The 12,930-nt window shown below is 42.9% G+C and carries 6 protein-coding genes and 1 pseudogene; 6 read left to right on the top strand and 1 reads right to left on the bottom strand.

Annotated features, from left to right (window positions below):
- Positions 1 to 52 precede the first annotated feature (52 nt).
- The 3 genes and pseudogenes from JMW61_RS12245 to JMW61_RS12235 all read left to right on the top strand — a co-directional run bounded on the left by JMW61_RS12245 (position 53) and on the right by JMW61_RS12235 (position 3,831).
- Positions 53 to 1,624 carry a hypothetical protein gene (locus JMW61_RS12245; protein ID WP_201551652.1) on the top strand — a complete coding sequence of 524 codons (1,572 nt, stop codon included), beginning with the start codon at positions 53 to 55 and terminating at the stop codon, positions 1,622 to 1,624.
- A gap of 53 nt (positions 1,625 to 1,677) precedes the next feature.
- A complete protein-coding gene (locus JMW61_RS12240) occupies positions 1,678 to 2,562 on the top strand; it encodes an exonuclease domain-containing protein (protein WP_201551650.1) in 885 nt (294 codons plus the stop codon).
- Between the two features lie 58 nt (positions 2,563 to 2,620).
- Positions 2,621 to 3,831: pseudogene (locus JMW61_RS12235) on the top strand (IS256 family transposase).
- Positions 3,832 to 3,977: 146 nt separating this feature from the next.
- Here the strand turns inward: JMW61_RS12235 and JMW61_RS12230 are convergent.
- Positions 3,978 to 4,514, bottom strand: coding sequence for a Spy/CpxP family protein refolding chaperone (locus JMW61_RS12230; RefSeq protein ID WP_201551648.1), 537 nt, complete (start codon positions 4,512 to 4,514; stop codon positions 3,978 to 3,980).
- A gap of 237 nt (positions 4,515 to 4,751) precedes the next feature.
- Here JMW61_RS12230 and JMW61_RS12225 point away from each other — a divergent pair, with 237 nt between their 5' ends.
- The 3 genes from JMW61_RS12225 (at position 4,752) to JMW61_RS12215 (ending at position 12,842) form a co-directional block, all read left to right on the top strand.
- Entirely contained in the window at positions 4,752 to 5,438 is a 687-nt protein-coding gene (locus JMW61_RS12225; RefSeq protein ID WP_201551646.1) for a response regulator transcription factor, read from the top strand.
- Between the two features lie 14 nt (positions 5,439 to 5,452).
- Positions 5,453 to 7,084: an ATP-binding protein gene (locus tag JMW61_RS12220; RefSeq protein ID WP_201551644.1), complete on the top strand. Its 1,632-nt coding sequence runs from the start codon at positions 5,453 to 5,455 to the stop codon at positions 7,082 to 7,084.
- Positions 7,085 to 7,580: 496 nt separating this feature from the next.
- Entirely contained in the window at positions 7,581 to 12,842 is a 5,262-nt protein-coding gene (locus JMW61_RS12215) for a YadA-like family protein (protein WP_201551642.1), read from the top strand.
- The last annotated feature ends 88 nt before the right edge of the window (positions 12,843 to 12,930 follow it).

Here is a 12,930-nt window from a genome sequence, read left to right as displayed (position 1 = left end):
AGCGTCATTAACACTATTTTCGGTTCAAGCCCATGTTTATTAAGGACAAAAAATGAAAACAGTACAACAAGCCATCGTAGGTCGTCTGCCGTCAATGCTCAAAAGCCACACTTTATTCACCAGTGCATTCATAACAGGCGCACTATTATTAACAGGTTGTCAATCTACTAGTCTCGGCCAGTCTACGGCTATCACGGCACAGCAAACGCCAACCGCGGCCAAAACAGCATTGGCAACCGCGTTACAAAAACAGCGTCGCCAATCATTCAGTTACCACGGCAATATTGAGATTAACAACGATCAGCAGATTGCCAATGCAAAAGAGGAAAAGTCGGTCGCGTCAGGTTATATAGATGATTACTGCGAAGACACACACGATCAAGCTTATGCTGACTTAATTTCTCAGGCCGACACGCAAAATAAAGATGTTTTGGATGCGGAGTATGATGCTCAGAGAACGACACTAAAAGACAGCTACCTTGAATGTTCAGACGCGTATGAAGCGTGGGTAGACAGTCAGTATGATAGCGATATTACCGTGCCAGCATCGTACCAGCAGCTGTTTGATAATTATGATGACCAATCAAAACCAGTAGACGTGAAAAAAGCGAAGCTACTAGATGCTTATCTATTAAAGCCGCTGTCTATCAACTCTCAAGGTGTCTATCAGCCAATGGCTGGCAAGGCTACCATGCTCGCTAGTGTGCAGTATCAAGCACGCAATCATCACAGTAGCATCAATCAGCCTATTTATATCGATTTTAAAAATGGTGATATCTATCTATGGGCAGATAACTTTGCGATGTTTAATTCAGATTTATTAGATGACAAGCTCGGTACAAAATGGCGAAATAAGTGGCTAAAGATAGCGATTGACGATGGCACGCTGCCTAAAGGTTTCGGTAGTGAGGTGATAAAGAGCCATTTTGAGGCGTTAGATCGTACCTTTGAAGCCGCACCTGTTAGTCAGTTTGATTATGTCGCGCCCAACACACTGGCATCATTGTCTCCTAAATTACCGGAACATCAGTTACCAGTTATGCAAGCAAGTGCTCAAGTGATTCGCCGTGTGCAAAGTGCTGAGAGCTATGAGCAATTTCATCAAGATTATATGCAGATATTCTACGATCGTATCAGTAAGCAATATCCTGAATTGGTCCAAGATAGTGATGCGTCTTATGAGGCAAGCGACACAGAGACTGATAAATTAACCAGTAAAGCGTTGGTACAGCAAGTATTGTCAATGCTAAAAGACAGTATGAATAAGGATGCTGAGACGGACGAGTCAGAATTATTAGACAATACGACTGTAGAAGAACTGTATGGGTTTGACAAACGTGGTCAGCTCAAATGGCAGCATTCGCGTAGTGCGTTCCCAAGCAAATATCAGTCCGCTGATAATAAGTCAGGCGGCATCGTAATGGACGCTTTGCAGCAGTATTCTTCTATCAGCTCTAAAGACATGGCATTCCCAAATTTGCCAAGTGATGTGCAAGTGCCGAATGCCAGTAATAGTATTGATGCGCGACAGTATGGTCGTGAGCTGATGCAATATTATCGTGATGGCAATGGTACGACGATAGGCAAGATGGTATTTGATAGGTTACTGATGGCTGAAAGATAGTTTGCTGCTATTGAGGATGGTATGGAAAATTGTATTAAATAAGGGAATATATAGTGAACTTTGTGACTATTGATGTTGAAACTGCAAATAGTGATATAGGGTCTATTTGCCAAATAGGGTTGGCTAAATATTTAAACGGTAAGTTGATTGATACCTATTGCACTTTAGTTACACCTCAGACCTCCTTCAGTCGTCAAAATATAGAAGTGCATGGTATTACCAGCAGTATGGTGAAAGATGCCCCATCCATGCATGACATCTATGGAAATATACTGAAGTTTATCGGTGAAAATATTGTGGTTAGCTATACGAATTTTGACCAAAGGGCTTTAAGGCAAAGTCTTGACAACCATAAGTTGCCGGTACCAGAGCTACAGTGGGTAGATGCGACTGTATTAGTGCGTAGGACTTGTCAGCGCTTTGCGGTTCAAGGTTATAATCTAGCGAATGTATGTAAAGAATGGAATTATCGATTTACTCATCACGATGCCTTAGAGGATGCTAAAGCATGTGGATTTATCACCGTAACTATCCTCAGAGAGAATAGTCTATCGATCCGTGATTGGGTAGAAGCTAGTGAGTATAATAGTATTTATCATCAACAGCGACGTGTAAACAATAAGAGTTATCCACGTAATATTACCAAAACTGGAGATGAAGCAGGTCAATACGCAGGACTTAATATTTGTTTTACGGGAGACTTGAGTATTGGTAGAGCAGAGATTGCTGAGATAGCAGCCAAGAATGGGTTTAATGTGAAAGCAGGTGCTTCAAAAAAGCTAGATTACCTCGTGGTTGGTGTTCAAGATTTAACATTGCTGGCAGGCCACGAAAAAAGTAGTAAGCATCGAAAAGTAGAAGAGCTTATACAGAGCGGTATAGATATTAAGGTTTTGGCAGAGAAAGAGTTTTTGAAATTAATTAAAATATCAGATTGATTGAGCCTTTCCTAAAAACTGTGTAACTGCTTATAATCCATTAACCGGAGAATAAGCAATGACTACTCAATCTGACCTTAAAAAACTGGCCGAGCAAATGGCTGGTAGCATGAACAGCTTTGATGACATTAAAGACTTCCAAAAGCAGCTCATGCAATCCTTTATCGATACTGCCTTAGAGGCTGAGATGGAAGACCATCTCGGCTATCCCAAGCATGAAAAGGCGGATAAACCTAATAAGCGTAACGGGCACACTAAAAAGACCGTCCGCAGTGACACAGGCGATCTTGAGATCTCCACCCCAAGAGACCGCGGTGGCAGCTTTGAGCCTGTACTCGTTAGTAAGCATCAAACCCGTATCTCAGGTCTCGATGACAAGATCATATTCCTTTACGCCAAGGGTCAAACCACCACCGAGATTGTCGAAACCATCAAAGAGCTCTATGACGTCGACATCTCAAGCAGCTTAGTTTCAAGAGTCACTGACAACATCTTAGAGGACATCACCGCTTGGCAGAACCGGCCGCTGAGCAGTGTTTATCCTATCGTCTATTTGGACTGCATTGTCGTTAAAGTACGTCAAGACAAGCAGATCATCAACAAGGCTATCTATCTGGCGCTAGGCGTGGGGCTTGATGGTAAGAGCTGCTTGGTATGTGGTTATCAGAAAATGAGGGCGCCAAGTTCTGGCTAGGCGTTCTCACTGAACTACAAAACCGCGGGGTACAAGATATCCTCATTGCCTGTGTCGACGGCTTAAAGGGCTTCCCCGATGCCATCAACACGGTTTATCCCAAAGCCAAGGTTCAGCTGTGTATCGTACACATGGTGCGTTACTCAATGAAGTTCGTACCGTGGACGGATAAGAAGGCCGTAGCAGCTGATTTAAAGGCCATCTACGGCGCTGATACGCTTGAGATGGCAGAGGCCAATCTTGAGCACTTTGATGAGACTTGGGGCAAGGAGTATCCGCATATCATCAAGTCTTGGCGTAATAACTGGGAGGGCTTAACGGTGTTCTTCGAGTATCCTAAAGACATCAGAAAAGTGATTTATACCACCAATGCGATAGAGTCGCTAAACAGCGTGATTCGGACAGCGGTGAATAAGCGTAAGGTGTTCCCATCTGATCAGGCAGCATTCAAAGTGGTGTATTTAGCAACCCAGCAGGCATCCAAGAAGTGGTCGATGCCCATTCGTAACTGGACGTCTGCTTTGAATCGCTTTATGATTATGTTTGATGACCGTATTAGTAAGCATTTAATCTAAATGGCAGTTACACAGAATCTAGGATGGTCTCGATTGATTTAAATATTTATATTAGCAAATAAAAAAGCGCCTCTATCAAATAGGGGCGCTTTTTTATTTAAAACTTATATCGCTAGATAAAAATCATACTTTTCCGGAGTAGATTATTACATGCCTGGTTGTGGACGTTCGCCACGTGGCTCACGATCACCTTTTTTATCATTTTTTCTTTCTTCTTTCATTTGTACAAGTTCGGCACGTTGCTCAGCAGTCAATACTTGAGCAATTGCATGCTGGGTTTGTATACGTTCAATAAAGCGTTGCTTCTCTTTTGCTGCTTGTTGATCAGCCAGACGGCTTACTGCGGTGTTATTCAATGTGCGGGCATTGGTCAATGCTTGAATCTGCTGATGCATTTGAGCGCGTTCTGCTTTGTTTTCTGTACGATCCGCTTTATTATCGCCATGCTGTTTTTGCATGATGGCTTTAATTTGTGTTTGTTGTGCTTCGGTCAGATCCAGTTGTGACAATGGGCCTCTCATACCACCTTTTTTCATGTCGCCCTTTTTCATACCGGCTTTATGCTGTTTTTGCATTTTGGTGGCCGATGGTGTGGTATCCGTGTTTGCATTGACGCTGCTACAGGCGGTGACAGTAAATACGCTAGACAATGCTAATACTGAGCCCAATAGTAATTTTTTCATAACAATACCTTTTATTTGATTGATTTGGTTAAGCAAATATTAAACGGTCATCTAGCAAATATTACTTTTAAGTGCTGTAGATAAACACAATACCTGCTGTTGATAGGTGCTATCTTACGACAGTTGAAGGTTACGAACATTTATGAAGTATTAAGAAAAGTAACGTTTATAGCGAATCGCTAAGCTCTTGCCTGATAATATAGATAACAAAGCGATTCAAAGCTAAAGGAGAAAAATATGCCAAATATATTATTAGGCGACGATGACGAAGAGTTGACTCAATTATTACAAGAGTACTTACACAATCACGGCATCCAATGTGACTGCGTTCATGATGGTGAAGCTGTTATAAAAAAACTGAAAATGGCGAGTACTCAGGCGCCTATTTATGATTTGCTAGTGCTTGATATTATGATGCCAAAAATGGATGGGCTCAGCGTACTGCGCCAATTACCGAATATTATTGATATCCCTGTCATTATGCTGACGGCAAAAGGCGAGGAGATTGATCGTATTATCGGTCTGGAGCTTGGCGCTGATGATTATATTACCAAACCCTGTAATCCTCGAGAGCTGCTGGCACGTATCAATGCAGTGATTAAACGTACCAATGCGGCGGTGTCAGATCACACACCATTACCAGAAGGTCGCTTGCATCTCGATCAAAATCAGCGAAGTTGTCAAATAGATGGTATTGAGCTGCAAGTGACGGGTACAGAGTTTGATCTATTGGTGGCGCTCCTCAAACAAAAAGGCGAGGTAGTCAGTAAAGAATGGCTATCAGAGCATGTATTGCAACGTGAACTTCAACCTTTTGACCGTAGCTTAGATGTGCATGTGTCACGCCTGCGTAAAAAACTTCAACCTTTTCATGACGAGCCAATAAAAGCGGTTCGTGGTAAAGGTTATCAGCTAGTACTTTAATAATGGAATCATCGATGAATACTCCTAAATTTAAGGTGCGAATCACCCTGTTTTGGCGGCTGTTTTTAAGCCTATTAGTCACCATTCTGGTCACTTCTATCTTATCGGTAATGGTAGAGCGTTGGTTGAGTGAAAAAGCGCTCACCGCTCTTATGGATGTGCAGGTCGATACGTTATTGACTAAGCGTCAAGAGATGGTTACGGCACTAGAAGCTGGCGACTTGACAGCCGTCAAGCAGATGTACCATCAAGACCGATGGCTGATGAATCAAATTAGAGTCTATGATGAGCAAGGTGCCATTATATTTCCGCGTTATCGCGATAGGGATGAGCTGAGGCCGGAACTTAGGCCATATGGTCAGCAGGCGATAGAGCCAGACTATTATCGTGATGGAGAGGAGCCAAGACCAAAAAGTAGACCAGAGGGTCAGCAGGCAACAGAGCCACCATCACTAGAGCCAAAGCTGCCAATACAGCCTAGACGTGATAAAGATATGTCGAATGTTCAACCATCGGCATTAAGCTATCTTTTGCCGCCTATGATTCCGAGTAGCGCGACGATAGCTGATTCTGAGAATCGTCCTGAACTGGCTGATGTGACTGTGGCTCTACCAGATGAGCAAACGGTTATTATACAGTTGCGTCCGCATTTACGTTTTTCTGACGTAGTAGAGCGGCAGCATAGTAATTTTCCCATACGTCTGTTATTGATTATTATCTTTAGTATCTTGGTTTGTATTTGGCTCAGTCGTACGATGACTCAGCGTATTCGCCGTGTACAAAACACCGTGCACCGTATGATTGATGGTGACTATCAAGCCCATCCAAATTTATCGAAAATGGGAGATGACGAATTGGGTTTACTTGCTAATGATGTGGTCAAGCTGTCAACACGATTGGCTGAAAGTGAGCTGGCACGCAAGCAGATGTTGAGTGACATCTCGCATGAGCTGCGTTCGCCATTGGCACGTCTGGATGTCGCGACTGAGCTGACTCGAGATTTTGCCCCTAATGCCAGTAGCTATCTAGATCGCATAGACAAAGAGTCAGCACGAATGAATGAGTTGATTGAACAAATCATTCATATCCAGTCACTGCAAATGCAGCAATATACCATCGACAACTTAGAAAACGACACGGTCGATATTGCTGAAATTATCAGTGAGATTGGGCAAGACGTCTGTTTTGAGTTTCAAAATAAAGACGTGCAATGGCAGTGGCAATCGCCCGATTCTGCACTATTAGCAGCGTCAACAACCTCTTTGACAGTGTTAGGCAATCAAGAACAGCTGCATAGCGCCCTTGAGAATATTATTCGCAATGCCTTTATGCATACTGCATCTGGTTCCAAAGTTATTGCTGAAATTAAAGAAATAGAGACAGAGGATAAGACACCTGCGATTCAGATCAGCATAACGGACGAAGGCGGCGGTGTGGCAGAAAAGGATTTAGAGCGTATTTTCCAACCATTTGTACGGCTGGACTCTGCGCGGCATCGTGAAACGGGCGGTTATGGACTAGGACTGGCCATCGTTCATGCAGTAGTGACCGCTCACAAGGGTTATATCCATACTTATAATCGTAAAGATGGGGTACAAGGGTTGGTGGTACAGATAGTATTGCCGATAGGATCTAAAGAGGGCTAAGAAGTCATTATAATTAGCCCTATATAACTTGGATACAGTGTTAGAATTACTTATTTTAAATTTCTATAGTTAAATTCTAAAGCCGTAAACATATTGAACCGACTATCATTAGCATAGTAAAAACGCTCTTATCTTATATCTTTGATATATCGATAAGAGCATATTTTTCAGATAAAAAAGTAGACAATTGTATTTCGTATAGCCTCATACTATCCTTTATATTCATTTTTAGACATATATAAGACAGTCGGTATTAAAGTCAAGACAAACGGCATTGTCTCTCTGTATATATTCGGTAATACTAATATATACAGAGAGTAATAAAGATTTCAAGAAATAAAATGTCTTGTTTTTCAATGATTAACACAAACAATAACCTATAAAGGCCTCATTGCTATAAGCTCATAAATCATTTTATTTCGTCATAACAACTCTCTACAAGATGGATCTTGTCTTTGGTTTTTAATTCTAACCATTCTGTAAGGGAGTACATGTCATGAACCGCATTTATAAAGTCATCTGGAATGAAGCCTTAAGTTGCTTTACCGCAGTCGGTGAGTATGCGAAGGGGCGTGGTAAGTCTTCCAAATCTAGTGTGAACGCTAATGCTACCATCAATACAATATCTAACCTGTCTTCTATTCATACCTTGCGCTTGAGTGCGATAGGTCTTGGGCTGCTTGCGGCTGGTTTTGGCATGCATGCAAATGCAGTAGGCACCTATTTTGCCGGAGATGATCCAGCACGTGAGATTTATACCAATCCTTTTTATCATCAGACTTTGACCATCCAAGGTGGTGAAACAATTATAGGAAGCCCAAACACCAAAAATATCAGTGTCACGGCTAACAAGCATGATAAATCACTCACGATAAAGCTCGATAAAACTGTCGATTTGGGTACTGACGGTAGTCTTAAAACAGGTGATACGCTGGTTGATCATTCTGGTGTCAAGATAGTAGCTAGCAATTTAGTCAATACTGTCATGCTTGGTCATAGTGGGCTAAATAATGGCAATAATAAAATCATAAATGTCGATGATGGTGACATTACAGCAACGAGTAAAGATGCTGTGAATGGTTCGCAGTTAAACAGCTTGACCAATACAGTTGCAGCCAATAAAACCAAATACTACAGCGTAGATTCAAACGCTAGCGGTAATTTAAACAATGATGGTGCAACAGGCTATAACGCCATGGCCATGGGCGGCAACGCAAAAGCAACTGGCAGTCAAACCATTGCGATTGGTAGCTCGGAATCTGGGCAACAGACGATGGCGAGTGGTGAACAATCTATTGCTATCGGTGCAAATGTCGTCTCACGAGGTGGCTCTTCTATTGCCATTGGTGGAGACGATCTAAACCTAGCATCGATATACAATCTCGATGGTACTATCACTGACACCACTCTGAATAGTGGGACAGTAAATACCGCATTTAACGAATATGCTGGTCGAGATTTATTGGATCTAAGCGATCCTTATACTGGAAATACCGAATCGGGTGGTGCAGCTTCCATAGCAATCGGTGTTAAAGCCCGTACAGAAGGTCATCTTGCGACAGCGATAGGTACACATGCTAGCGCTTCTGAAACCGCTTCATCCGCATTTGGTGTGGCATCTTCCGCTACCGAAAAAGGTGCGTTGGCTCTTGGTGCAGGTGCTCAATCTGCTACCCAAAATGGTGTGGCACTGGGATCAAAATCCATTGCTAATGTCGCAGGTGGAGCCGCTGGGTTTGTACCAATAGGAACTTTATTAATTGATGAAAATGCCATTATTGCGACAAAAAGTGTGACACTCGGCGCTGTATCAGTTGGTACTGGGTCAGAAGGCGGTAACCGTCAGATTGTCAACGTTGCAGCGGGCACTAGTAATAGTGATGCAGTGAATGTCGCGCAGCTAAAGGGGCTGCAAAACGGTATCAACAGCACACTTGATAAAGGTATGGATTTCGGCGGTGATACTGGTACTCCTATCAACCGTAAACTCGGTGAACAGCTCATTGTAAAAGGTGGGGAGACGGATAGTGCAAAGCTGTCTAATAGCAATAATATTGGTGTGGTTGATGATGGATCTGATACTTTGACTCTTAAACTGGCAAAAGACGTCACAGGTTTAGATAGTGTTACTACAGGTAATACATTGCTAAACACAGCTGGCGTTAGCTTCCTTGGTGGCAGTACCGTCAGGTTGAGTAGCAATGGCCTTAATAATGGTGGTAATCGAATCACCAATGTAAATGATGGTGAGGAACCTATGGATGCTGTCAATGTTAGACAGCTAGCAGGTGTTACAGAAACAGCCAATAGAGGCTGGGATATCAGTGCGCAAGGTAATAGCGCTACTAAAAGTACTGTAGGACCTGGCGATACAGTTGACTTCAATAGTAAAAACAGCAATATCACTGTCTCTAAAGACACAACCAGTAATGACGTCTCGTTTGAGCTAAGCAACAACCTTGATCTAGGTCATTATGGTAGCGTGAAAATGGGTAGTAGCTCACCCTTTGGACTGGGACCTGTTACGACTGTTAATAAACTGGGCCTTAAAACAGGTAATGCACTGCTTAATACTACTGTTAGTGGTTTAGGTATTGCAGTATCCTCACCTTTATCTACAACTCTTATATCCAGTGATGGTGTCAATATTATTGGTGGTCCAAGTGTCACTAAGAGTGGCGGTATTGATGCTGCTAATAAGAAAATCACAAACGTCGAGGCGGGTACAACTACTCTTGATGCAGTGAACTTTGGTCAATTAGAAGATGTATCAAATGTGGCAGATAGCGCTATACAGAATGTCATTACTCAAATAGATAGTACTGATGTCAAAACACTCAATAAAACTGACAATACCGCCAATTTCCTAACAGGAGATAATATCGTTCTCACCGCTGAGGATGGTGGTATTAAGGTCGCTACAAAAAATGAAGTTGCTTTCACTAGCGTCACTACAGGGGATACATTGCTAAACACAGCTGGTATCAGCTTCCTTGGTGGCAGTACCGTCAGATTGAGCAGCAGTGGCCTCAATAATGGTGGTAATCGAATCACCAATGTAGCGGATGGTAGCGCATTAGGCGACGCCGTTAACATTAGTCAGCTCAACAGCTCATCTGCCGCTGCTAGAACCAAGGTTGTCAAAGGAACCAACGTATCTAGTGTCGATTTTTCAACCAATGGTGTCACAGGGCAAGACGTCTACACAGTCAATGCCAATGGCGTGACTACCTCAGCAGGATCTTCGGCCGTCACAGTTACCGCAGGTGACAAAGACACGGCGACTAATACGACCGACTATGCAGTCGACTTGAGTGAATCCAGCAAAGCCAGCTTAGTGAAAGCTGACAGTGCCATACAAACGGTCATTACTCAAATAGATGGCGCTGAGGTAAAAACGCTTAATCAAACTGACAACACGGCCAACTTCCTCACAGGTGATAACATCGTTCTCACCGCTGAGAACGGTGGTATTAAAGTGGCGACAGCAGATGAAGTTGTTTTCACTAGCGTTACTACAGGCGATACATTGCTAAACACGGGTGGTGTCAGCTTCCTTGGTGGCAGTACCGTTAGATTGAGCAGCAGTGGTCTGAATAACGGTGGTAATAAAATCACTAACGTAGATGATGGTGAGGAAGATACGGATGCTGTCAATGTTGGCCAGTTAAATGCAACCAATAGCACCGTTGATTTGGGTTTGAGCTTTACCGGAGATGATACCGCAGTTGTCGTCAATCGCAAACTAGGTCAGACATTGACGATTCAAGGCGGCGCAACAGAATTAACTGAGAACAATATCGGTGTCATCGCTGATGATGAAGGTAATCTCAATGTTAGATTGGCTGAAGATGTAATGCTTGGCAAAAATGGTAGCGTGAGAATGGAAAACACGGTACTGAATAATGCAGGCATAACCATCACTGATGGCCCTAATCAGACCATTACGCTTAGCAATGAAGGGCTTGATAATGGTAATAATAGAATTATCAAAGTCGCTGAAGGAATTGCACCAAGTGATGCCGTCAACTTTGCACAGCTCACAACGACCAATAATGAAATTGCTAAAGGTATCAAAATAGGTGACGGTAATAGCGACAATGATCAGCAATTTGCATTGGGTGATACTATCAATGTCACAGGTGATAGCAATCTGACTACTATTGCTTCTGAGACCGGTGTTCAGGTTAAGCTAAATAATCAGCTAGACCTAGGGGATACTGGCAGTATGCAAGTAGGTAATAGCATCATGAGTGATGCAGGCTTTACCTTCGTTAATAATGGCTTAGGTAGAATGGTCTCACAGGTCTCATTGAGTAGCCATGGCTTAGACAATGGAGGCAACACTATCCGCAACGTTGGGGAAGGTGTGCTAGATACAGATGCTGTAAATGTTGGGCAATTAAAAGAAGTGACTATTGCCTTAGATCAAGGGTGGGGAGTTACGGCTCAAGGTGATATTGCTACCATGGTCAAACAAGGAGATGCTCTCGATCTGAACAGTAGAGATGGTAATATCAAAGTATCTAGAACATCAGTGAATGATGCCACTGCCTTTGCTGCTAGTACGGGACTACAAGATGCAGCAATACCTACCAATGCTAATGATATTAGCTTTGATCTAAACCCAGATATTATCTTAGATAGTGTAACCACTGGTGATACCATTATGAATGACAATGGGTTGACCATTGCAGGTGGTCCAAGCATCACGAAAAGTGGCATTGATGCCGCTAATAACAAAGTTACTAACGTCCAAAACGGTGAGGTAACAGCCGGCAGCCAAGATGCTATCAATGGCAGTCAGCTTTATGCACAAGGGAGTGGTATCAGCAGCATTATCGGTGGTGACACTGTCTATGATTCTGAGAGTGGTACGTTCACCAATAGCAACATCGGTGGGACAGGTGAGGGCAATATAGATGGTGCGATTGCTTCTATCAGACAAGGCACCATTGAAGTCAATGAAAATGTGCAAGTCAACACCACGAACATTGCTACTAACACAACCAATATCTCCACCAATACAACTAATATTGCTACGAACACTAGTAATATCACGACCAATACAAATGATATCGCTATTAATACTAGCAATATTATGACTACCACCACGAACATTAAAACCAACACGGACAAGCTTGATGCTGGGCTCAATTTTGGTGCAGATAGTGGCGCTAATATCAATAAGCCAGTCGGAGATGGCAGTGTCCTGAGTTTTACAGGTGGTAATAACATAACCACTACCGCAGAGGGCAGTAGTATTAAGTTTGATTTGAACGGTAACATCAGTGTTGATAGTGTCACAGTGGGTACGACGGTTATCAATAGTAGCGGCATCAGCATGCAAGATGGCCCAAGCATGACTGCTCAAGGTCTATATGCTGGTAATCAGCGCATAACAGGTGTCGCTGATGGTGTCGAAGCGACAGATGCGGTCAACTACAGTCAACTGAGCGCGCTAGATAGTAGACTCAATAACAATATGAGCGATCTAGGCTATAAAATTGGTGAAGTCGAAGAGAATGCTAATGCTGGTATTTCAGCAGCAATGGCGATGTCTTCATTACCGCAAGCTTATATCGCAGGCAAGTCAATGATTAGTGGTGGTGTCGGTACGTATAATGGAGAAAGCGCGGTTGCTGTTGGTTTCTCCAAATTATCGAATGATGGTCGTTGGGTCATGAAGATAAATGGTACCGCAGATACTCAGGGCAATGCAGGCGGCGCGATTGGCGCAGGCTTCCATTTTGATTAAAGAGGTCGTTCAATTATGATTGTCAATCAAATATAAAAAAGCAAGACATCGAATGTCTTGCTTTTTTACGGGTAAATAATAGGCGTTT

The organism is Psychrobacter fjordensis (genome assembly GCF_904845995.1).
GTDB lineage: Bacteria > Pseudomonadota > Gammaproteobacteria > Pseudomonadales > Moraxellaceae > Psychrobacter > Psychrobacter fjordensis.
Note: the sequence above shows the minus strand (reverse complement) of the source record. Positions and strands in the feature narration are given on the sequence as shown.